The following is a 20,930-nucleotide window of genomic DNA, read 5'->3' as shown; positions in this document are numbered from 1 at the left end:
CGCGTACGTGCCCTCAGGGATCAACGTCACCCCATAATCAAGACCCCCGCACTGTTATCACAAAGGATAATTATGCAGTTTTACCCTGCCCTCGCTGAGCTGAGCGCCTTCAGAACCGAGCACTGCGTTGCGCCCGAGTATCGCGCCGCTCCCGTCGCCACCGAAATTCTTTCCGATTCCCTCACGCCCGTCACCGCTCTGAAAATCCTCAAAAACGTTTCCGATCACGTCTATATGCTCGAATCGGCCGGCCAGGATCAGACCTGGGGGCGTTACACGTTCCTCGGCTACGATCCGAAACTCGAAATTACCGCCGTGGACGGGCAGGTGCGGATTAATGATCAGCCGGCCGCCTATGATTCCCCTTCGGATGCTATCCGCGAGGTGCTCGCCCGCTACCGCAGCCCGAAAATCCCGGGGATGCCGCCCTTCGCCGGCGGGCTGGTGGGATATTTTTCCTATGACTACGTGAAATATGCCGAACCCACCCTGCGCCTCGATGCCCCGAACGAGGAGGGATTTAATGATGTCGATCTTATGCTTTTCGACACCGTTATTGCCTTCGATAACTTCCGCCAAAAAATCATATTAATCAAGGTGGTGGGTCTCGATAACCTGGAGGAAGAATACCCGCGGGCTACGGAAGAATTACGCGAACTGGCCCAGTTGCTGCTCCACGGGGAGCCGGTGGCGGATACTACCGGGCGCTTGACCGGCCCAATTACCCCGGTCCTCAACGAGGCGGAATTCGTGGCGATGGTGGAGCGCGCCAAGCACTATATTCACGAGGGTGATATTTTCCAGATCGTGCTCTCTAATTGCTTGCGAGCGGAATTCACCGGGTCTCTTATTGATACTTATCGGGTGTTACGTACTATTAATCCTTCCCCGCATATGTTCTATTTCAGCGGGCATAATATTGAGGTGGCGGGGGCCTCCCCGGAAACCCTGGTGAAATTGGAGGATGGCACCCTCTTCACCTTCCCGCTGGCCGGCACGCGGCCGCGCGGGGCCACTCCCGTGGAGGATGCTCGCCTGGAAGAAGAGCTGCTGGCCGACCCGAAGGAGTTGGCCGAACATAATATGCTCGTGGATTTGGGGCGTAATGATATTGGCCGCCTGGCGCAATTCGGCACCGTGAATGTGGATCGTTTCCATGACGTGGTGCGTTTCTCCCACGTCATGCATATTGGTTCCACGGTGAGTGGGAAAATTCGCCCCGAGTGCGATGCCCTGGATGCCGTTGCTTCGATTCTGCCCGCGGGTACCTTGAGCGGGGCGCCGAAGATTCGCGCCTGCCAGCTCATTAACGATCTTGAAGGCAATAAACGTGGTATTTATGGCGGGGCCATCGGCTACCTCGATTTTTCCGGGAACCTCGATACCTGCATCGGTATCCGCATCGCCTACAAGATCGGGAACACGGTCTACGCGCGCAGCGGCGCGGGTATCGTCCAAGATTCCGTTGCCGCCACCGAATACCAAGAAACCCTAAATAAGGCCGCGGCCGTCCTGGAAGCTTTGCACGACGCCGCCCAGTTGGAGGAATGCTCATGATCCTCATCATTGATAACTACGATTCTTTCACCTACAACCTGGTGCAGCTGGTCGGATCTTTCCGCCCGGATGTCAAGGTGGTTCGTAATGATGCCCTGAGCGTGGCGGAGATTGATGCGCTGGCCCCGGATGGCATTATTATTTCCCCCGGCCCGGGCTTCCCCCGCGACGCCGGTGTGTCCATGCCGCTGGTGGAGCAGCTGGCCGGAAAATCCCCCATCCTCGGGGTGTGCCTGGGCCACCAGGCGATCTGCGAGGCCTTCGGCGCTACCGTGACCTACGCGGCGGAGGTGGTGCACGGCATCGCCCGCCCGGCCCGCATGGATACCTCCAGCACCCTCTTCGCGGGATGCGCGGATGAAGAAATGGTGGCCCGCTACCATTCCCTCGCGGTGCGCGACGATACCCTGGGCGATGATCTGGCGGTGACTTCGCGCTGCGTGGGGGATGGGGAGGTCATGGCGGTGGAGCACCGCCGCTTCCCCGTCTTCGGGGTGCAATTCCATCCCGAATCGATCCTCACCCCCTGCGGGCGCACGATCATGAAGAATTTCCTCGCGCGTTGCCGGTAGCTGCGTCGTCGTACCCTTATCGTGGTACGACGACGCGCACTAGAATCGCGGCATGACTAACGACGCGTCTGCACCCGCGCAGCTCCCCACGCCTGAGCGGCCACTATGGCGAGCTCGCGGGCTCGGCGCGGCTGCCGTTCTGGTGCTTTCCTGGGTGGCTGTTGTGTGGACTGTGCGTCAGTCCCTGGTGCTGAACTCGTACGCAGATGGCGCGTGGTGTAGCTGGAATGCGACACGGCAGTGCCGGGTAGCTCCTTTTCCTTGGGATTATTTGCTTATTATCCTGGCCGGGATCGCGGCGGGGATAGGTGCTTGGATTGCTCTGGGGCGTTCACTGCCGCGAGCTTCGAGTAAGTTTGGCGGTGCCCGCGGCCCGCGCAAGCAGGTACGTTACCTGGCGATAGCGGTGGAAGTGCTGGGCACGCTCGCGGTCGTGGCGGTGGCAATACTCGGAAGCCTGGCCGCGCTCTTCGGTGGTGTGCCTGAGGGAGCCGTGGCCGGGGTGGGGCTGCTCGGGTTCGGAACGGGAATGCTCTTTTCCCTTACCCTCGCGGTGGGAACAGGTGCCTGCCGCGCGGCGTGGATGAACGGCGGAGCGGTGGCTGTGGCCGGGGCTGGCGCGGGCGTGTTGATGGCTCCTAGCCTGGTCACCGCGGGGCCCCTGGGCTTGATCATTGTGGTTATCGTTTCTTGTGGGGTGATGCTGGGTGGTCTTGTTTTTGCGCGTGAAAACTGCCGGACAGAAGTCGGTAAGGCAGCCGAAAATGCGGCCGGAGATGCTGGCGGATCACCGGGTTTTCTCCTGAAACTTAGCTTGGGCGTCACCGCCGCGGCGGTGGTGCTTTCCGCTTTAGGCTGGTGGCTGCTTCCTTCGCCGGCGGATCGCAGCTTTATGAAGGGCGAGTCGGTAACGTTCCCGCGAGAAGTGGAAGATTCCCGGGATTCTTCTGGGGCGTCCGTACCGCAAACTACGCCTACGGGGGAGGTTTCGCCCGTGCCGGAACCTTCGCCTGTTTCTGGAGTGCCGTCCAGGTCTACACGAGATCCGCGCCCGGGCGCAATTTCGGCGCCGTGTACGTCCGAGCAGGTGGATATGAGCCGGAGCTCGGTGGATGGTGCTCTTGGTGCGCGGCAGGTGCGAATCACGCTCACCAATCGCGGCGCGACCGCGTGCTCGGTGCGGGGCATGGCCGGGGTGTGGCTCTCTGATGCGGGAAGCCAGAGCGATAGCCTTCCCGGCACCGAGCTTACGACCACCGAGCTCAGAACCACGGAAATCACCGGAGCGGACTCCAGCGCCTATGAACGTGGAGTTGAGCTTCCTCCGGGGGACAGTGCCACGATGGAGATTGAGTGGCGGGTAAGTAACTCCGGGGATGCTGGCGAGCAGCAGCTCTTAGGGCTCCAACTGAGTCCCGGTGGTGAAGTGATCCCCGTACCCGCGCGGAAAGGCGAGGAGACGTGGTTCGACGGCGATATTACGCTGCCCATCCGGGTAGGGGCCTGGCACTAACGTAATCATTCTCATTGGTGCGTTACTCGGACTGAGCTACCCAATCGGCGAGGTAATTAGCCGGAAAAGCGATAATTACCGCACCCAGAAGAATCCGGAAGAAAATTCGTGATAATAGGCCGGATTTACCAATGCTCTGTGTGAGCGTGACAAAGCAGCCTTCGCCGGTAGCACTAGATGCGGCTTCCGGATCGTCTTCTGCGAGCAGAGTGAAACGGTGGAATTGCGGCATGAAACGACTATCATCTTGTGCCGGTTTACGCGCCCCGGACAGTCGGGGCAGTTCAGAAAGCTCCCATACTGTGGGCTGGCCTTCTGACCCCATGTAGCGCAGCCTCCAGCGGGGACGGGCGGCATTGTTGAAATTCTCGACGGCGAATTCCGCAGAAGCTGCGCATTCACGGATTTTACGGGCGTTGGTGGGTAGGTAGATCCGCAGCTGTGCAGTGCGCTTGATACGGCGTGGCTGGGTGAGGGGTTCGGCTATCTCAAGCGTGGCGATGAGCTGCTCAATGTTGATTCCAGCACGTTCCACAATCGCGCGGCAGGAAGCCTCATCGCGGAGCAAACGGACGGCCACGCCGCAGTGGTAATCATTGCCTGGGAATTTCCCACTGAGGAATTTTTGCAGATCCCCGGGCGTGGAGATCTCGGTGGTGTCATCATGAACCTCAGCGTAGGTGCGTTCACGCAAGGGCACGGGCGGTAACCCAAATTCTTCGAGGCGTTCCGCGTGGAGCTGGTTAGCGTGCTCACGTGCAACGCGTAGCGTGAGGCCGGCGCGGGCGCAGACGCGGCTGGCGCTGCCCCCGCAGGAGAGTATCGCAAGGAAAACATCGACGAGGCTGATCTCTTCCCGCCAGGCGCGGCGCGCTTCGAAGTCGGAATTCTGGATGAGCCGGAGAGCGGCTCGGGAAGGCAGTTTCATGACGGGTTCCTTAGGTCGCGCGGCAGCCCCGCCGCGTATTTGCGATGGGCTGATTGCTTGGTTACCTCCAGGCAACGGCCGATATCGCTCCAGGACATGCCCGCGCGCACCGCTTCCTCGACGTAGTACTTCGTGATGCGATCAGCCTCCACGCGCATGGAATGGGCGGCGCGCAGTTTCTCCGCGATCACCGCTGGATCTAGCCTCGCTTGCTGCTTCTTCGTCATCACATCGTCAGTATATGCTGACGTGCATCTGTGGGCAAGGTGGCATTACGCCTGCGATGCGGAGTTGCCGGGCTGAGCGGACTGGCAGACGCGGAGCGCGGCAGCGCATATTCCCAGGGAGCCGCCTATCCAGGCTACGGCGCCGATGAGGTTAAGAGTTTCGGTCCCGCTGGCGAGCCACAACGAAATAACGCCCACGGAGAGCACGGCCGCGCATAATGCGTAGGCGATGCTTGCCCGAGTCCAGCCGGCAAGCCGGTACGTGCAGCCGATGCCAGCGGTGGCCAGCACCACCGTGGCAGCCACAAAAACCGCGGGCGTGGCGGTCCCGGGCGTGAAGTGCCAGGTGTCCGTCAGGTTGAGAACCAGGGCCCCGAGGCACATTGCGAGCAAAACGAAAGAACTGGCGAGCGATCCGTAGCGAGCCACGATATGCATGGTAGCGAAACCTCCTCATTGAGATATTTTGTCGATGCGGGTGCGGGTGCGGAGACGGGTGTGAATGCAACGCTCCCCGAGAACGGTCGATGTTTCGGCCACTCCCGGGGAGCATTAGTTGTTGTTTCGGCGTGATCGTGCGAGATCACGTTCCCGAAACTCTTTTAGCGGCGACGACGCCCAGCAGCCAGGGCCCCACCGGCAGCCACCGCGGCGGCCGCAGCCAAGAGCCCAAGCGTCACATCAGCACCGGTGTGCTGCAGCTTCTTGACCTTCTTGACCTTGACGGGCTTGGAAGCGTCCGGCTTGTCACCCTTATTGCCCTTGTCGGCATCACCGTTACCGGCCGGGGTGAGCAGCTTGACGGTCTTGTCAGCCGGGATTTGGCTCGTAGAGCCGTCGGGGAAGGTGACGGTCACGGTACCGTCCTTACCAACTGTCACCTGGGTGTTCTCCGGGAGATCCGGGTTGGCCTTCTTGACCTTATCCTTCACCTGGTCCTGTTCCTCGGGGGTGAGGTTGGTCAGGTCCACAACTCCGGTGAGCTCAGGGTCATTGATCTTGATCTTCTCGTTGTCCTTGAGTTTACGGACTGTCTTGTCGGCCGGGATCTGGGTCTCGGAGCCATCCGGGAAGGTGACGGTCACGGTGCCGTCCTTGCCGACGGTGACCTGGGTGTTCTCCGGGAGATCCGGGTTGGCCTTCTTGACCTTGTCCTTGACCTGCTCACGTTCCGGATCGGTGAGGTTGGTCAGGTCCACAACTCCAGTGAGCTCGGGATCCTTGAGGGTGATCTTCTCGTTGTCCTTGAGCTGGCGAACCGTCTTGTCCGGAGTGATCGTGGTCGTCGACTTGTCCGGGAAGGTCACGGTGACCGTGCCGTTTTCGGAGACGGTGATCGTGGTTCCTTCAGGGAGGTTCGGGTTCTCCTTTTCGACGGCCTTCTTGACCTGCTCGCGTTCGGGATCGGTCAGCTTATTGACATCGACAACTCCGGTGAGCTCAGGATCCTCGAGAGTGATCTTCTCGTTGTCCTTGAGCTTGCGGACAGTCTTGTCGGCCGGGATTTGGGTCTCGGAACCGTCCGGGAACGTGACTGTTACGGTGCCGTCCTTGCCGACGGTGACCTGGGTGTTCTCCGGGAGATCCGGGTTGGCCTTCTTAGCCTTGTCCTTCACCTGGTCCTGTTCCTCGGGGGTGAGGTTATTCGGGTCAACCACGCCGGTTACTTCAGGATCCTTGAGAGTGATCTTCTCGTTGTCCTTGAGCTGACGAACCGTCTTCTCAGCAGGAATCTGCGTTGTGGAATCATCAGGGAAGGTCACGGTGACCGTGCCGTTTTCTGAGACGGTGATCGTAGTGCCAGTAGGAAGATCCGGGTTCTTCTTCTCGACGGCCTTCTTGACTTGCTCGCGTTCGGGATCGGTCAGCTTATTGACGTCAACGACGCCGGTGATTTCGGGGTCGTTGATCTTGGTCTTTTCGTTGTCCTTGAGCTGGCGAACCGTCTTGTCCGGAGTGAAGGTAGTTGAGGAACCGTCCTTGTAGGTCACGGTCGCAGTTCCATTGTCGGAGACAGTGATCTCAGCATCCGTAGGCAGATCCGGGTTCTTGGCCTTGATGGCATCGCTAACCTTGGTTTTTTCCTCGGGCGTGAGTTTATTGAGGTCAACGACTCCGGTGATATCGGGATCCTTCAAGGTAATCTTCTCTGCCATCTTCGGCTTGGTGACAGTGATCTTGAAGGGAACCTTCACCGGATCGGGCTGGCCGGGAATCGTCACGAGCACAGTGCCCGTCACATCGCCGGTCTCCTTATCCTCGGGGATCTGGTAGGTAATCTTGCCGTCGTTGCCAACGGTGAGTCCAGCAGGAGCTTCGCCGTCGACCTTAAACGTGGAACCGTCCGGGAAAGTGAAGCCTTCCGGCGTGGAGATCGGAACCTCAACCGTGGAACCGGACTTGCCACTGGAATCCGGATATGAAGGCGTGACGAGCGGCGCCTTGAAGGTCTTGGTGCCGAGATCCTTGCCGTTGCGGTTGAAGACAATCGTGACATTGCCTTCCTTGTCCACCGTGACTTTGTCCGTGTCCTTGAGCTGGTTGAGTTCCTTGACCTTAGCCTTGATGGCATCCTGTTCGCCGGGCGTCAGGTTATTCGGGTCAGTTACTGCTGTCTCAGAAATCTTGGACGTGTAGTAAATGATGGTAGCGGTCAGCTTCGGGGAGACCGCGCCAAGGTCGGTTGTGAGCGTGCCGGGGAATTCCTGGGTGCCGGGTTCGTGACTGATCCCGGGAACCTCAATATTCTTGGTGATTTTACCCTTGACCTCGTTGTGAACATCCTGCTTAGAAAGTCCCGCGTCGTCGCCGTACTTAAGAATTCCGAGCTTGCCGTAATCCACATCGATAAGCCCCTTCACATCCTCAGGGGTGAAAGGCGCGTCGGTATCCAAGCTGCGGATGAGAGTGTCCTGCTTCGTGGGGAGAACGCGGACCTTGAACAGGTTCGAGAAGGACTGGGTGTAGCGCATATCTTCGGCTTTGTCCGTACGGATTCCGATAAAACGCTTACCGCCAATCGAGTTGGAGATACCAGCGTCATACTGACCGGAGATAACGGCGGTATTACCGGCGAGCTTGAGGTCGAACCCGGAAAGCTGTTTCGCGGCTGACCACGCCTCGCCCTGGCCCGGGGCGTTAGTTCCCCAGAGCTTACCCTTGCTGTAGTCATCGGCTTTCAGCGTAACTGTTACCGGAGGAACGGGAGTGGACTTCAGTTTGTTCTGGTTTGTATTCGTGGACGGATCCAAGAAGACCAGAATATTGGGAACCTTCCCGATAACGCTCACGGATTCGCTGCTGGGAACGACGACGCTAAACCCGTCTTCACCGGCTTTGTTGGCAATAGTGAGCTTTCCTTGATCATCCACGGTGACCTGATCACGGGTGAGTCCGAGAGCTGGGTTGTTCTTGAGGAAAGCGTCAACGATCTTTGTCTGCTGATCCGCGGACAGGGTGTAGCTATTCGGGTCGGCAACAGTTACTTTGCCCGCATTATGGGTGCTTTGATTTTGAGGGGCGCCCTTTTGGGGATCCGGGTTTTCCTCCCGGAACGCGAAAGGCGGAGCGTAGTAGAAAACCTTGACGTTGTAGGTGTCGAAGGTTTCCGGAGTCCCCTTCTTGGCCACGATAACCGGTACGTCCTTAACGCGATCTTTACGCTTCGGGCCGTACGAGTTAGCGTTGGCTTCGTTGAGGTTCTTTACCGTGAACTCGTACTCATCGGGGTTCAGGTTGTTCTTGGTGAGCTGAGCCTTGACGGAGTCAATCACCTCAGCCTCGGTCAGTCCATTGACTAAGAAGAAGTTCTTTGCGATGGCGCCGCCGAACTTTGCGGAATTGGCTTGTTCGGAGCTTGGAGCTCCCGCGGGGGAAGCTGGGTCGGCGAGCGCGGGAGTGCCGCCGAAGAATATAAGGGTGGCCGCCAGGGTGGCACCCGCTATCTTACGAAAAGAGGTCACGAGATCCCTTCCTTATTTCCCAATCGTTGAACAATGAATACAACATTGATTTGAATAGGGAATTCGTATCATTATTCTAATCCGCAGGTCAGAGGGTTGAAAACCGATTCCCTGTGACGTATGACCAGGTCTTTTCTTGCTGGTGAATGTGTGGGTAACGGGGAGGGGTGGGTGCCGCTTTACCTGTTCAGGGTTGTATACCACTGGGCGTAGCGTTCCTGGACAGCGGAAATTCTTCTTCGGAGATGCCGTACTGGGCTACCTCGTCGAAGTCCACGTAAGCGCAGGCTTCTAAGCGCTGAATAAAGAATCCCATGTCGAATCCGAGATCGCTTTCCTTGGCGAGGGTGATGAGCTGATCGTCGGTATAGCGGCCGCTGCGGCGAAGTGAATCCACATCCAAATAATCACGAGATTCTGCGCGGGAATACAGTGCGGCGACTTTGCTGCCCGCGGCGTCTTCCTCCGCCAGAACTGGACCGATGTTTAACGTGGCTGGAGGGAAGCCACGCCAATCAACACCCATATCGATGGATAAAACGTTATCTCCGTCGGAGATGACCAGGTTGGCGTACTGGCCGCTTGCGTGCGTCGTCGCAACCTTGAAGCCGTATTCGATACACGTTTCCACTACCTTCTGGTACGCCAGCGGGAACGTATCCGCATGCTTCTGGACGGTAAAAAGGTCAATATCTTCGGTGGGGCGCGTAATGACTCCGTGCTCGCGTAGTGCTCCCGAGCCGCACAGAACGAAGCCGTACTTTTCGATCTTCGAGAGGATGAGGCGGGTGAGTTTACGCTGAAATTCGAGATTTTCCATGGAAGATCCGATTCTCGGGCAGTTCCGGGAATTTTGATTCCCACATCTCGTAGACGCGCCACGGCAAGCTAAGTGTTGGCCAGACCTGCAGGAGGAGTTCCCGATTTAGCCAGCGTTCCTGCTGTTCTGTGGTGCCCTCGTTGATCAATGCTGTATAACCGCGCTTGATGAGGCCGTTGCTTTCAAGATGGATCGTCTGGGAATTCGGTGCCCAGATGATCGAGTGGTCGAGATAAAGCGTGCCGCCCATGCCGGGGCCGCGAAGCACATCCAGAGAAGAGGGCAGTTCATAATGCTTGCGTTGTGAATACGGTGCAATATCGCGCATGTGGCCTCCTTCCCGGTTCTTCCTCCATCCTAGAGGGGAAGAGCGCCGCCGGCCACAGTGGAGCAATTAAATTGAACGCCGCGCGGAATAAATGCGATAAAATTATGCGTAACAGCGTTATGTAGGAGCGAGGTTATGTAGGCACGAGGAGGTGCGGGTTATGGCACGGCTACATGTGAAAAGGCGGTGGTCCTTCTTCGATGATAGGAGCCGCCATTATTTGAGTGTGAATGGAAAGAAATGCCCGGAGGTACTACTTCCTGAACGCGATAATGTTTTTGAGGTGGGCGACGGCGCCTGCGTTGCTCAGGTGCGAACGTTGGTTCCCCTCAAGAGCAATCCCGTATCTTTCTCCGCGGCGGCGGGGAGCGATATCTATCTCAGCTATCGCCTCAAGAAAGGAGCCATTATTGGCCTCATTGTATTATTCGGAGCGGTGGCGGCCCTGCCTTTCGTGGTGAAGTCCGTAGACCGCATGATTCTGCTGCCGGTGGCCGGGGTGTGCCTGATCGTGCTGCTGGTGCTGTCGCTCACCGTTTTTTCGACGATGTACACGCTCAAGATAGAAGAGTCTTCCAGAGTTGCTGGTTAGCCGGCCGCGTGGGCCGGCCTCCCACAGCCGCGTGTACTGGCGGCGGGCTAGGCGGCGTCGTCGTTCTTATCGGGAATGCACTGTGTTGTTGACGAAATGCGCTGGGCGCCGCGATGGTCGGCGAGCCAACGCTGGTCGTTGACGTCCGTGAAACAGAAACGGAAGTTTTCGTTGATGACGGTGCGCGGGGGCCGGTCGCCGAAAAGGGCGTCGCCGTAGGTGTCCACGTATTCGGCTTTTTCTTTTGGCGGGAGCGTGGGGAACGTGATTTCGTACCCGGCGGCGGTTTGCCGGAATTCGTGATAGTGGTCGGCGGAGACGGTGAGGCCGTCGAGCGGGGCCGGCAGTGCGAGCGTGAGGTCGAAAACCGGGTTGGGGGAGGCGTTATGGAAACTCGAGGTGATCTGCCGGCCGATTTTCCCGGTGTCGGTGCGGTGTTCCTCCACGGTGATCTTATTTTGGGTGAAAGCCTGGTTGGCCTGGGAGAATTGCTCGGCTTTGATCGCTTCGTGGCGGTCGTAAATATTCAAGCCGAGCACGGCCACCGCGATAACCACCGAAATCAGCGAGAGCGTTTCGGATAGCGGCAGCCAGCCGCGCCGCTTCCCGCGCGGCTGTTCAGTGCCGATGGCCTTCTCCTCATCCATACGCTTGTCCCTTTTCTGCCTGTTTTCGAATCGTTGCCGCGCTTGGCGTGACTGACGCCGGCGCCGTGCAGCTCGGGCCCGCAGCGTGGGCCCGCAGTGCGCGGCCACCGATGAATTTTAGCGGTTGGGGTTGTGGTGAGAAAGGTCTTTGGCGGGCACGCCGAGGTACTTCACTTCGCCAGTTCCTCATATACGCGCGCATTTTTTCTGATGAGCGCGGCTGAGACCTTCGCGAGCTCGGCATCGTCCGGCTCTGTGATTTCATCCGCCTTAGCGAATTCTGTGATGATGTAACGAGGGCGATTATTTTTCAAAATAACGGCTGAGCCATACTCGTCTACCAATCGCGCAACCTTCGAGAAATTCTGATTCGCTTCCGAAATTGGTACCAAGGTATTCGTATTGACATTCATGGCTTACCTCCCCTTCCAAGAAGAATATACAACATATCCTAGGTTGAATATAGCCTAATTTGAAGGGGGTTGGGTGTCGGTTTTGGCGAGAGTTAGCCCGCCTGACTAACTGTTTCTAATACTCGCTACCAGATCGTTCACGGCTTCTTCGGAATCGAGGCTCAAACGTTTCGCTTCGCCCGCTAACCCAGTTTGGAGCACTGACAATGCATAGCGGGCGGAGTTGATCACGCGCACGTCGCTGCCGTCTACGACGAAGGCAATGCGGTCTCCTTTGTTGATGCCCAGCCGCTTGCGCACCGACTTCGGGATGGTTACGCGTCCCTTCGCCTTCACTTTGGCAGATTCTGCGAATTCATTAGTCACCGTCATCCCTCCTTGGATGTGGGTGTAGTGCTGATGGTTGCGATTTTAGTGGGTGAGATATTGATGTGTGGCCGGACTCGCTGCCCGAAAACTGGAGCGGGCGACGGGAATCGAACCCGCCTCTGCAGCTTGGGAAGCTGCCATTCTACCGATGAACTACGCCCGCGAGAGCGGTGAAACCTCACGCAAGCGGCGGAACCGCAGGCGCGAAAGAATCACTAGGTGATTATCCTAGCGTGCCATCCCCGCCAGCGCAAAGCGCGCCCGCGGCTTAGTGCTTGCGGCACGGCAGCGCCCGCGAATTCCTCCACAGACCGCCGCGCGGGTAGCGCCCACCCGCGCGCGCGTGTCAGAATCTAGGCGTGTTACTTTCCGATGTTGATATTTTGCGCTCCGTGAGCGAGGGCCGCATCGCCCTGCACCCCTGGGATCCGGCGATGGTGCAACCCTCCTCCATCGATATTCACCTCGACCGCTTCTTCCGTCTCTTCGATAACCACAAATACCCGGTCATCGACCCGGCCGCGGACCAATCCGACCTCACGCGCCTGGTAGAAGTCCCGGCCGACGGCGAATTCGTTTTACACCCGGGAGAGTTCGTGCTCGGCTCCACTTTTGAGCAGGTCACCTTGGGGAACGACGTCGCAGCTCGCCTGGAAGGAAAATCCTCCCTCGGGCGCCTGGGACTCCTCACCCATTCCACCGCCGGATTCATCGACCCGGGCTTCTCCGGGCATGTGACCCTCGAGCTGTCCAATACGGCAACGATGCCGATCAAGCTCTACCCGGGCATGAAAGTGGGCCAGTTCTGCTTCTTCCAGCTTTCCTCGGCGGCCAATAACCCCTACGGCGCTGGCGCAAGCGGTTCGCGCTACCAGGGCCAGCGCGGCCCCACGGCCTCGCGCTCCCACCTTAACTTCCACCGTATCGACGTGACCCACTACCCGGAAGCCGGTAACTAAACTCCAGCCTTAGTACAACGCACCTGGCGCACCGCCCGGAGCGCCCCGCACCCAGCAAACCGTGCCCGAAGCGCGCCAGCCTTAGCAAGGCTCGCGCTCCCAAAGCAAGCCCGGCCGCGCGGTCTCATCGAGAGCGGAAACACGGGACACTCCCGCATATTTTCGCTACTGTAATGATGTTCCATGCGTTAACAACGAGCTCCACCGCCTAAGAAACCGGCGCCCGCACCTACCAGCTGCATCGCGCCAGGTCACCCGCGGAGGGGCTCCGTGGCGTATGTTCGGCACGCGGCGCACGTAGAACACGTAGCGCACCCCGCGTGCATGGCAAAGGTCGAAGGGACGGAGGCTGCCGTGGCATATGTGCTCCTGCTATTTGCGGTGGGGGCACTGTGTGCACCGCTCGTGATGCAGCGCGGGCGTTTCGGCTTCGCAATCCTCGCCCTCCTCCCGGCTGGCACCTTCCTCTGGCTTCTCAGCTTCATTCCCCGCATCCTCCGCGGTGATGTTTACCAGCAGTCCCTCACCTGGGTACCCCAACTGGGCATGGACCTCGATATCCGCATCGATGCCCTCGGCCTGCTCCTCGCCCTCATCGCCACCGGCGTGGGCGCGGCGGTGCTCTTCTACTCGGCCCGGTATTTCAAACGCGATGCCTCCTACCTGGGCCGCTTCGGCGCGATCTTCGTGGCTTTCGCCGGCGCGATGCTCGGCCTGGTCACCACGGATAACACCATCGCCCTCTATATTTACTGGGAACTCACCACAGTCTTTTCCTTCCTCCTCATCGGCCACTATTCCGACCGCCAATCCTCGCGGCGCGCGGCCTTCCAGGCCATTATTGTGACCACGGCCGGAGGGCTGGCCATGCTGGGCGGAATTACCATGCTCGGCGTCATGACCGGGGGGTCCTTCTCGCTGCACGAGCTCGTGGTGGCTTCCCACGAAGCAACAATCTCCCCGGGGAATTCCGCGCTGCTTACGAGCGCCGTCGTACTTGTACTTATCGGGGCGTTCTCCAAATCCGCCCTGGTGCCTTTCCATTTCTGGCTGCCGGCCGCCATGGCCGCGCCCACGCCGGTCTCCGCCTACCTGCACGCCGCGGCGATGGTCAAAGCCGGGGTGTACCTGGTGGCGCGCCTGGCCCCCGGTTTCGCGCATAACCCGGCCTGGCACTGGATGGTGATCATCCTCGCCTCCTACACGGTGCTGCTAGGCGGCTACCGGGCCCTCAAACAAACCGATATCAAATTGGTGACCGCTTTCGGCACGGTTTCCCAGCTCGGGCTCATTATTCTGTTCGTTGGCTACGGGGATTCCGCGATGCTGCTGGCCGGGCTCATGCTGCTGCTGGCCCACTCCCTCTTCAAATCCGCGCTCTTCCTTTCCGTGGGCATCGTGGACGTGTGCACCGGCACCCGTGACCTGCGCGAACTATCCAATGTGGGCCGCAATATGCCCGCGGTTGCCACTTTTGCGGGGATGGCGGATGCCTCCATGATGGGCTTCCCGCCCTTCGCGGCTTTCGTGGCGAAAGAAGGGGCACTTGGTGCGCTGTGGGGCGGGAGCGCCACCGATATTGCGGTGCTCGTGCTCATCGCGGTGGGTTCGGCGCTCACGGTGGCTTACGGCCTGCGTTTCTGGTGGGGTGCGTTCATGCGCAAACCGCGCGTGGAAGATACCGAGGTGCGTGACGTTTCCGCGGTCATGATCTGGCCCGTGGGTATTTTGGCGACGGCGGGCCTGGTGGCCGGGCTCGCAACCACGCCCATCAGCACCTTCCTGGAGCAGTACCTGGCCCAATACCCGGTACTAGCCCCCTACCAGGGCCACCTGCACCTGTGGTCCGGCTTCAACGGGCCCTTCCTGGTGACCCTCGCCATCCTCGCGGCCGGCTGCCTCCTCTTCTGGCAGCGCCACCGCATTTCCGCCTTCACCCAGCGCCACGCCATCCGCACCAGCGCCGAGGAAGCCTACCAGCGCATCGTTTCGGGCACCGAACGTTTCTCCATGACCGTCACCGCCCGCACCCAATCCGGTTCGCTTCCCACCTACCTCCTCACCATTTTCTGGTTCCTGCTCATTACCGTGGGAATCGCGCTGCTCACCAACCCGGTGGGCACCCTGGTGGTGCCGCGGCTCTTCGATAGCTGGGCGCAGGCCGCGGTGGCCGTGGTTGGCTGCCTGGGCGTGCTGCTCGCTGCGGCTTCCCGCCACCGCCTCAAAGCCGTGATTCTCATGGGAATCGGCGGCTACGCCGTGGCCCTCACCTACGAGATCTACGGGGCGCCGGACTTGGCTCTCACCCAGGTGCTTTCCGAAACTCTCACCCTCGTTGTCTTCGTGCTGGTGCTGCGCCGCCTGCCCTCCTACTTCTCTTCCCGCCGCACCAAAGGCACCCAGCGCTTCCGCATTGTTTTCGCGGCCATCATGGGGCTGCTTTTCGCGGGGCTCGCCTACCTGGCGGCCGGGGTGCGCACCCACGCCCCGATTTCGGAGCTCTTCGCCGACGAAGGTTTCCGCTTCGGGTACGGGCGCAATATCGTCAATGTCACCCTCGTGGATATCCGGGCGTGGGACACCATGGGCGAGACCTCCGTGCTGGTGGTCTGCGCCGTCGGCATCGCCTCCCTCCTCTTCGTACGCGACCGTTTCGGCGGCACAGACCGGCTGCGCAATATCCTCGGCGCGAAAAGCGAACGGGCGCAACGCTGGCGCCGCCTGGGCGAGGACCCGGCGGAATACGTGCGCAACTCGGTGCGCGCGGAAGAAGAAGCGCGGCGTTCGGGGCGCAACCGGGTCTGGCTCGCCTCCGCGAACCGCCCGGGCGTGGCCTCCCGCCCGATGATGCTGCAAATCGGCACCCGCCTGGTCTTCCACACTATCCTCATTATTTCGCTCTTCTTCCTCTTCGCCGGGCACAATATGCCGGGCGGGGGCTTCGCCGGCGGGCTGCTGGCCGGCATCGCGTTGACCTTGCGCTACCTGGCCGGCGGGCGTTTCGAACTGGGCGCCACCCTCCCCATCCTCCCTGCCCACCTGCTGGGAACCGGGTTGGGCCTGGCCACTCTTTCCTCGCTCGCCCCGATCCTCTTGGGTGGTAGCCCGCTGCAAACCGCGAAAATCGATATGGTACTTCCGATTTTTGGGGACGTTCATTTTACGACGGCGCTCATCTTTGACACCGGCGTCTATATCGCGGTTGTTGGCCTGGTCGCCGAGATTCTGCGGTCCCTCGGCGCGGAAATTGACCGGCACGGGGAAATGGAAGAAGGCGTGTGGGATGCCGATATTCGCATCGAGCCCTCCCACGACGCCCGCCAGAATCTGCGCGAAGAAATGGAATCCCAGGCCGGCCTCAGCGAGCGCACCTCCCCGCAACAGGAAGCCGAGCGCCTGGCTATGGCCGCCGAACAGCGCGATGCAGCAACGGAAGGAGAGCAGCAATGAGCGTATCTCTCGCCCTCATCCTCATGTGCGGGGTTTTCGTTGCGGTAGGCGTCTACCTTATTTTGGAGCGCTCCCTCTCGCGGGTCATCCTCGGGCTGGGTTGCCTTTCCAATGGCGTCAATATTCTTTTCCTCATCGCGGGCGGCCGCACCGGCAACCCGCCCTTTATCGGCAACGGCTCGCCGGAACTGTGGGCGGATCCGCTGGTCATGGCCATGATGCTCACCGCCATCGTGATTACCTTGGCCACCACCGGCTTCCTGCTGGCCATGGCCTACCGCACCTGGCAGCTGCGCGATGATGACGAAGTGCGCGACGACGTGGAGGATCGCGCCGTCGCCGTACGCCAGCAACTGGAAGAAAGCAGCCAGCGATCCGAAGTGGGAACAGACTTGCAGGAAACCTCCGCGGAATTCCGCGACGAAACCGATACCCCGGCCCCGCGTTTCGGGCGCCTGGGCCGCTGGAACCGCCGGCATCCCAAGCGCCGCCGGCACCGCTACGTGGCCAACCCGAATGCCACCCACGGCGTGGACGGCTCGCTGGGNAGTGGAAACAGCCTTGCAGAAACCCCCCGCGAAATCCCGCGACGAACCCGATACCCCGCCCCCGCTTTTCGGGCGCCGGGCCCGCTGGAACCGCCGGCATCCCAAGCGCCGCCGGCACCGCTACGTGGCCAACCCGAATGCCACCCACGGCGTGGACGGCTCGCTGGGGAACGGCGTGAACGGTGCGAACGGTAGGAACGCGGGGCGCAACGGGCACCCGCGCGGCACCGGAACCGCGGGGCGCAACGGCAATGCGGGAGGTGCGCGGCGATGATTTCCTGGCTGCTGGCCGTTCCCATTGTGCTGCCTCTGCTGGCCGCCGGGGTGCTCCTGGCGATTCCGCGCCGGCGCCGCGTGCAGGCCTGGACCGCGGTGGGGATGCTCTCCATCGTCCTCGTGGTGGCGGTCATTCTGCTCTTTGTTTCCGCGCGCGGCCCCATCACCCTGGACGTGGGCAATTGGGCGGCGCCCGTGGGTATTTCCCTGGTGGCCGACCGGCTCTCCACCATCATGCTCACCACCTCGGTTACGGTGACCCTCATCGTGCTGGTGTATTCGGTTTTCCAGGGCGTAGCAGACGGCGAACGCGGCGCGCCCACCTCGGTGTACTACCCGGCCTTCATGATCCTCTCCGCCGGGGTCTCCGATGCCTTCCTCACCGGCGATCTGTTCAATATGTACGTCGGCTTTGAGATTCTGCTGGCCGCCTCCTTCGTGCTCCTCACCATGGGCGGCACGGCCGAACGCATGCGCTCCGGCTCGGTTTACGTGATCGTCTCCATGGTCTCCTCCCTCATCTTCCTCACCGCGCTCGGCCTCACCTACGCCGCGGTGGGCAGCGTGAACCTGGCTGACCTGGCCGTTAAACTCCCGCAGGTGGATCCGGGAATGCGCATGGTCCTCCAGATCCTCTTCCTCGTGGCCTTCGGCCTGAAAGCCGCGATTTTCCCGCTGGCCGCCTGGCTACCCGACTCCTATCCCACCGCATCCGGCCCGGTCACGGCGGTATTCGCCGGCCTGCTCACCAAAGTGGGCGTGTACGCGATTATCCGCACCCAGGTGCTGCTCTTCCCGGGCGGGCGCCTGGACGATATCCTCGCCGGCTTCGCGGTGGCCACCATGCTCATCGGTATCCTCGGCGCGATCGCGCAGGAAAATATTAAACGCCTGCTTTCCTTCACCCTGGTCAGCCATATCGGCTACCTCATCTGGGGTATCGCCATCTCCACCGAAGCCGGGCTTTCTTCCACGATTTTCTACGCCGTGCACCATATCGTGGTGCAAACCGCGCTCTTCTTGGTGGTGGGCCTCATCGGTTGGGTGGCAGGAACGACGTCGCTCGTGCGGCTCGGCTCCATTATGCGCGCGGCCCCCGTGGTTGCGATTCTCTATTTCCTTCCCGCGCTCTCCCTGGGCGGTATCCCGCCGCTATCCGGATTCCTCGGCAAAGTGGGGCTGCTGGAAGCGAGTGCCGCGCGCGGAACCCCGATTGACTGGGTGCTTATTGCGGCCGGCCTGGTCACCTCGCTCCTCACGCTTTACGCCGTGATCCGCGCCTGGAATATGGCTTTCTGGCAGGAGGCTCCGGCGGAGCTGCCCTCCACCACCTACCCGAGCGGCATGGTGATTTCCGCCTCCGGGCTCATCGCGGTCATGCTGGGTATTACCTTCGCGGCCGCGCCGCTGCGCTCGTTTACCGACGGTGCCGCCGCCGAGCTGGAAGCCCGCACCCCCTATATCAGCGCGGTGCTTCCCGACTGGGATCGCGGTACCGGGATTTCCCCGGAGGTGGATGAAGAAACCGTGGTACCCCACGAGGATTCCACCCCGGATACCGGCACCTTCACCCAAACCCCCGAACCGAAGGAGAGTCCGCGCCTGCTGCGCTCCCCGAGCCCCACGCCCGCGGCCACACTGGTGCCGACCGGTGCACCCGTGCCGAGCGGTGCGCCGTCGTTCCACACACCTGCGCCCGCGGCGGTTCCCGCGCAAGGTCCCACGCCCGTTCCCACAGTTTCCGGAGGTGAGCAATGAGTCGCGATAGTGAAGCAATCCGCCTGGTCACCCGGCGCGAAGGCCGTTTCCCGAGCGCCTCCCTGGGGGTGCTGGTGTGGCTGACCATTGTGTGGGTGCTGCTGTGGGGGCAGGTGAGCGCCGCCAATATTGTGGCCGGTTTTGCCCTCGCCCTCCTCGTGACTGAAGTGGCGCCTTTCCCCACCGCGTCTTTCGACGGGCGGTTCCGGATCTGGGGCGTGATCCGGCTGGTTGCGATTTTCGTGCGTGACCTCGTGCATGCCTCCTGGCAGCAAGCCTGGTTTATTCTGCGGCGCGCCACCCCCCGCGGCGCGGTGATCCGCGTGCGACTGCGCTCCCACTCCGATGCCTACCTGGCGATTACCGCCGGGATGTCCACCCTGGTGCCCGGCTCGCTCGTCATCGATACCGACGCCGCCACGGGCACCCTCTATGTGCATGTCTTTGACGTGGGCATGGCCGGGGGAGTGAGCGCGGCGCACCAATCGGTACTCGACCTGGAGGAGCGGGTGCTGCGCGCTTTCGCCTCCCGCAGCGAGCTGGTGCAGGCCGGATTCGTGCCCGGCTCCAGCCCCAAGGCCGGGCGTTTGCCCGTTCCCTTCGCTCCCGATAGTTCCGGAGGTGAACGGTGATTATTGTGATGGTGATCTGCGGGGTGCTGCTGACCATCTCCGCGCTGCTGGTGACGGTTCGCATCGTCAAAGGCCCCACGGTCCTTGACCGGGTGGGGGCGCTCGATGTCATCACTTCGATTATGGTGGGGGCGCTCTGCCTGCTCGCGGCGGTGACTCGGCGAGCGGATTTGCTGGCGGTATTCGTCGTCGTCGCCATTGTTGGTTTCCTCGGATCCGTGGCCGTGGCGCGTTTCATCCGGCCCGTGGACCAAAACGACCCGAAGGAAATGCGGCGCCTCGAAAAGGCGAACGAACGCGAAACAACCGACGAAGAAGAAGACGAAAGCCCCGCCCACGATCCGGACCGCGAGCCGCCCGCCGCGGGCCGTGCGCAACCGGATACCGCTCGCCTTCCGCAACCGGATACCGCGGGCGCGCAGGAAGGAGCCCGGCCGTGAGCCCCTGGGATATTATCGGCGCCGCGCTCATGCTGGCCAGCGCAACCCTCACTTTCGTGGCCGCCATCGGCATGTTCCGATACCCGGACCTCATGACCCGCCTGCACGTAGCCACAAAACCGCAGGTCCTCTCCCTGATCATGGGCTGCCTGGGCGCGGCCTGCCTGGTGCGTGACCCCTCGATGACGTGGACGCTGCTCCTCGTGATCGGCTGCCAGCTCATCACCTCGCCCATCTCCGCGCATATGCTCTCGCGCGCCGGATACCGCACCGGCCGCATCGATTCGGATGCCATGGTTGTGGACGAATTGCGCGAGGACCTGCGCTTCGGGCGTGGGCTGAGTCATAATAGTTCTGGACAGGATAAGAATTCCGCGCGGGGGAGCACCTCCACGCACTAATGATCGAGGGCGGTGCCGGGTACCGGCCGCATCTGGCCGGAGCCGCGCCGCGCGAAGAAAGGGACGCTATGGATATCGGGTGGAAAGTTGTGAGCGCGGGCGTTGGGGTGCTCTCGGGGATCGTCGCCAATAAAATCGTGGACGTGGTGTGGAAGGGAATTTCCGGGCGGGAGATTCCCGATTCGGAGGATCCGAACGCGCCGCTCGTGGACGCGGTGATTTTCGCGGTGGTGTCTGCCGGGGTGGCCGCGGCCGTTTCCCAGCTGACCCAGCGCCAGGCCGCCAAATGGTACGGCAAGGGCGAAGTGATCGATTCGCAGGCACGCGCCCGGGCCTAAGGTTCGCGCGGCGCCGATCCGGTTCCGGCTCGGGACCGCAGGCGTGAAAATACGGGACCTCCGTACTAGACTGGACGGCACGACAGGGGAGCGCAGCAGCGCTGAGAGTGCGGCCGGCACGCGGCACGCAGACCCTCGAACCTGCTCCGGTTAGTACCGGCGAAGGGAGTCGAGATCTCTCCTCCGCACCGCGGAGACCC

General features: G+C 61.2%; 21 protein-coding genes, 1 tRNA gene and 1 riboswitch. Of the genes, 12 read left to right on the top strand and 10 right to left on the bottom strand.

From position 1 onward, the window contains the following. Window positions 1–72: 72 nt before the first annotated feature. Genes CZ322_RS02045 through CZ322_RS02035 form a run of 3 tightly spaced genes read left to right on the top strand, consistent with a single transcriptional unit; the run spans window position 73 to window position 3,642 of the window. A complete protein-coding gene (locus CZ322_RS02045) occupies window positions 73–1,557 on the top strand; it encodes an anthranilate synthase component I family protein (RefSeq protein ID WP_087070011.1) in 1,485 nt (494 codons plus the stop codon). Further along, window positions 1,554–2,129 (top strand): anthranilate synthase component II, encoded by a 576-nt coding sequence (locus tag CZ322_RS02040; RefSeq protein WP_087070010.1) that lies wholly within the window; start codon window positions 1,554–1,556, stop codon window positions 2,127–2,129. The genes CZ322_RS02045 and CZ322_RS02040 overlap by 4 nt, the downstream gene beginning before the upstream one ends. 52 nt (window positions 2,130–2,181) lie before the next feature. Beyond that, a complete protein-coding gene (locus tag CZ322_RS02035) occupies window positions 2,182–3,642 on the top strand; it encodes a DUF4232 domain-containing protein (protein ID WP_087070009.1) in 1,461 nt (486 codons plus the stop codon). A 22-nt stretch (window positions 3,643–3,664) separates the two neighbouring features. Here the strand turns inward: CZ322_RS02035 and CZ322_RS02030 are convergent, their stop codons facing one another. The 6 genes from CZ322_RS02030 to CZ322_RS02005 form a co-directional block, all read right to left on the bottom strand. Then, window positions 3,665–4,570 carry a hypothetical protein gene (locus CZ322_RS02030; RefSeq protein WP_087070008.1) on the bottom strand — a complete coding sequence of 302 codons (906 nt, stop codon included), beginning with the start codon at window positions 4,568–4,570 and terminating at the stop codon, window positions 3,665–3,667. Next, entirely contained in the window at window positions 4,567–4,800 is a 234-nt protein-coding gene (locus CZ322_RS02025) for a hypothetical protein (RefSeq protein WP_200807160.1), read from the bottom strand. Before CZ322_RS02025 ends, CZ322_RS02030 begins: the two co-directional genes overlap by 4 nt. 42 nt (window positions 4,801–4,842) lie before the next feature. Next, the gene (locus CZ322_RS02020; RefSeq protein ID WP_087070006.1) at window positions 4,843–5,235 is read right to left on the bottom strand and encodes a hypothetical protein; all 393 of its coding nucleotides are present in this window, start codon (window positions 5,233–5,235) and stop codon (window positions 4,843–4,845) included. A 164-nt stretch (window positions 5,236–5,399) separates the two neighbouring features. After that, the gene (locus CZ322_RS02015; RefSeq protein WP_087070005.1) at window positions 5,400–8,759 is read right to left on the bottom strand and encodes a Rib/alpha-like domain-containing protein; all 3,360 of its coding nucleotides are present in this window, start codon (window positions 8,757–8,759) and stop codon (window positions 5,400–5,402) included. Between the two features lie 187 nt (window positions 8,760–8,946). Continuing rightward, window positions 8,947–9,579 (bottom strand): nucleotidyl transferase AbiEii/AbiGii toxin family protein, encoded by a 633-nt coding sequence (locus CZ322_RS02010; RefSeq protein ID WP_087070004.1) that lies wholly within the window; start codon window positions 9,577–9,579, stop codon window positions 8,947–8,949. After that, window positions 9,554–9,907, bottom strand: coding sequence for a hypothetical protein (locus tag CZ322_RS02005; RefSeq protein WP_087070003.1), 354 nt, complete (start codon window positions 9,905–9,907; stop codon window positions 9,554–9,556). The genes CZ322_RS02010 and CZ322_RS02005 overlap by 26 nt, the downstream gene beginning before the upstream one ends. 226 nt (window positions 9,908–10,133) lie before the next feature. On the opposite strand from CZ322_RS02005, the gene CZ322_RS02000 reads away from it, so the two are divergent. Next, complete coding sequence (locus tag CZ322_RS02000; RefSeq protein ID WP_087070002.1) at window positions 10,134–10,499, top strand: hypothetical protein; 366 nt, start codon at window positions 10,134–10,136, stop codon at window positions 10,497–10,499. A gap of 47 nt (window positions 10,500–10,546) precedes the next feature. Here the strand turns inward: CZ322_RS02000 and CZ322_RS01995 are convergent, their stop codons facing one another. From CZ322_RS01995 to CZ322_RS01980, 4 genes are all read right to left on the bottom strand, one after another. Beyond that, a complete protein-coding gene (locus tag CZ322_RS01995) occupies window positions 10,547–11,146 on the bottom strand; it encodes a hypothetical protein (RefSeq protein WP_087070001.1) in 600 nt (199 codons plus the stop codon). A gap of 170 nt (window positions 11,147–11,316) precedes the next feature. Continuing rightward, on the bottom strand, window positions 11,317–11,559 hold the full coding sequence (locus CZ322_RS01990; protein WP_016441879.1) for a type II toxin-antitoxin system Phd/YefM family antitoxin: 243 nt from the start codon (window positions 11,557–11,559) through the stop codon (window positions 11,317–11,319). Window positions 11,560–11,664: 105 nt separating this feature from the next. Then, the gene (locus tag CZ322_RS01985) at window positions 11,665–11,931 is read right to left on the bottom strand and encodes an AbrB/MazE/SpoVT family DNA-binding domain-containing protein (RefSeq protein WP_087070000.1); all 267 of its coding nucleotides are present in this window, start codon (window positions 11,929–11,931) and stop codon (window positions 11,665–11,667) included. Between the two features lie 86 nt (window positions 11,932–12,017). Beyond that, a tRNA-Gly gene (locus tag CZ322_RS01980) sits at window positions 12,018–12,091 on the bottom strand. A 196-nt stretch (window positions 12,092–12,287) separates the two neighbouring features. Between CZ322_RS01980 and dcd the strand changes: the two genes are divergently transcribed. From dcd to CZ322_RS01940, 8 genes are all read left to right on the top strand, one after another. Then, a complete protein-coding gene (dcd, locus tag CZ322_RS01975) occupies window positions 12,288–12,887 on the top strand; it encodes a dCTP deaminase (protein WP_087069999.1) in 600 nt (199 codons plus the stop codon). A 324-nt stretch (window positions 12,888–13,211) separates the two neighbouring features. Then, entirely contained in the window at window positions 13,212–16,337 is a 3,126-nt protein-coding gene (locus CZ322_RS01970) for a Na+/H+ antiporter subunit A (protein ID WP_234984418.1), read from the top strand. Next, window positions 16,334–17,080 (top strand): Na(+)/H(+) antiporter subunit C, encoded by a 747-nt coding sequence (locus CZ322_RS01965; protein ID WP_234984417.1) that lies wholly within the window; start codon window positions 16,334–16,336, stop codon window positions 17,078–17,080. Before CZ322_RS01970 ends, CZ322_RS01965 begins: the two co-directional genes overlap by 4 nt. Before the next feature lie 75 nt (window positions 17,081–17,155). Next, complete coding sequence (locus CZ322_RS01960) at window positions 17,156–18,919, top strand: Na+/H+ antiporter subunit D (protein ID WP_087069997.1); 1,764 nt, start codon at window positions 17,156–17,158, stop codon at window positions 18,917–18,919. Next, a complete protein-coding gene (locus CZ322_RS01955; RefSeq protein WP_087069996.1) occupies window positions 18,916–19,551 on the top strand; it encodes a Na+/H+ antiporter subunit E in 636 nt (211 codons plus the stop codon). Before CZ322_RS01960 ends, CZ322_RS01955 begins: the two co-directional genes overlap by 4 nt. Continuing rightward, window positions 19,548–19,991 (top strand): monovalent cation/H+ antiporter complex subunit F, encoded by a 444-nt coding sequence (locus CZ322_RS01950; RefSeq protein WP_087069995.1) that lies wholly within the window; start codon window positions 19,548–19,550, stop codon window positions 19,989–19,991. The genes CZ322_RS01955 and CZ322_RS01950 overlap by 4 nt, the downstream gene beginning before the upstream one ends. Beyond that, the gene (gene mnhG, locus CZ322_RS01945; protein ID WP_087069994.1) at window positions 19,988–20,392 is read left to right on the top strand and encodes a monovalent cation/H(+) antiporter subunit G; all 405 of its coding nucleotides are present in this window, start codon (window positions 19,988–19,990) and stop codon (window positions 20,390–20,392) included. Before CZ322_RS01950 ends, mnhG begins: the two co-directional genes overlap by 4 nt. Before the next feature lie 68 nt (window positions 20,393–20,460). Further along, window positions 20,461–20,730 (top strand): DUF4235 domain-containing protein, encoded by a 270-nt coding sequence (locus CZ322_RS01940; RefSeq protein ID WP_016441870.1) that lies wholly within the window; start codon window positions 20,461–20,463, stop codon window positions 20,728–20,730. A gap of 74 nt (window positions 20,731–20,804) precedes the next feature. Next, window positions 20,805–20,915, top strand: a riboswitch (TPP riboswitch). Window positions 20,916–20,930: the final 15 nt, after the last annotated feature.

The sequence above is a fragment of the Actinotignum timonense genome (assembly GCF_900155575.1).
In the GTDB taxonomy this organism is placed as follows: domain Bacteria; phylum Actinomycetota; class Actinomycetes; order Actinomycetales; family Actinomycetaceae; genus Actinotignum; species Actinotignum timonense.
Note: the sequence above shows the minus strand (reverse complement) of the source record. Positions and strands in the feature narration are given on the sequence as shown.

Excerpts from the sequence above, each read along its gene's own strand:
- CZ322_RS02030 (WP_087070008.1), bottom strand. The coding sequence starts at position 4,570 with ATGAAACTGCCTTCCCGAGCCGCTCTCCGGCTCATCCAGAATTCCGAC.
- CZ322_RS01960 (WP_087069997.1), top strand. The coding sequence starts at position 17,156 with ATGATTTCCTGGCTGCTGGCCGTTCCCATTGTGCTGCCTCTGCTGGCC.
- CZ322_RS02035 (WP_087070009.1), top strand. The coding sequence starts at position 2,182 with ATGACTAACGACGCGTCTGCACCCGCGCAGCTCCCCACGCCTGAGCGG.
- CZ322_RS02045 (WP_087070011.1), top strand. The coding sequence starts at position 73 with ATGCAGTTTTACCCTGCCCTCGCTGAGCTGAGCGCCTTCAGAACCGAG.
- CZ322_RS01970 (WP_234984418.1), top strand. The coding sequence starts at position 13,212 with ATGGCAAAGGTCGAAGGGACGGAGGCTGCCGTGGCATATGTGCTCCTG.
- CZ322_RS02040 (WP_087070010.1), top strand. The coding sequence starts at position 1,554 with ATGATCCTCATCATTGATAACTACGATTCTTTCACCTACAACCTGGTG.
- CZ322_RS01955 (WP_087069996.1), top strand. The coding sequence starts at position 18,916 with ATGAGTCGCGATAGTGAAGCAATCCGCCTGGTCACCCGGCGCGAAGGC.
- CZ322_RS02010 (WP_087070004.1), bottom strand. The coding sequence starts at position 9,579 with ATGGAAAATCTCGAATTTCAGCGTAAACTCACCCGCCTCATCCTCTCG.
- CZ322_RS01995 (WP_087070001.1), bottom strand. The coding sequence starts at position 11,146 with ATGGATGAGGAGAAGGCCATCGGCACTGAACAGCCGCGCGGGAAGCGG.
- CZ322_RS01990 (WP_016441879.1), bottom strand. The coding sequence starts at position 11,559 with ATGAATGTCAATACGAATACCTTGGTACCAATTTCGGAAGCGAATCAG.
- CZ322_RS01985 (WP_087070000.1), bottom strand. The coding sequence starts at position 11,931 with ATGACGGTGACTAATGAATTCGCAGAATCTGCCAAAGTGAAGGCGAAG.
- CZ322_RS02005 (WP_087070003.1), bottom strand. The coding sequence starts at position 9,907 with ATGCGCGATATTGCACCGTATTCACAACGCAAGCATTATGAACTGCCC.
- CZ322_RS01940 (WP_016441870.1), top strand. The coding sequence starts at position 20,461 with ATGGATATCGGGTGGAAAGTTGTGAGCGCGGGCGTTGGGGTGCTCTCG.
- CZ322_RS02020 (WP_087070006.1), bottom strand. The coding sequence starts at position 5,235 with ATGCATATCGTGGCTCGCTACGGATCGCTCGCCAGTTCTTTCGTTTTG.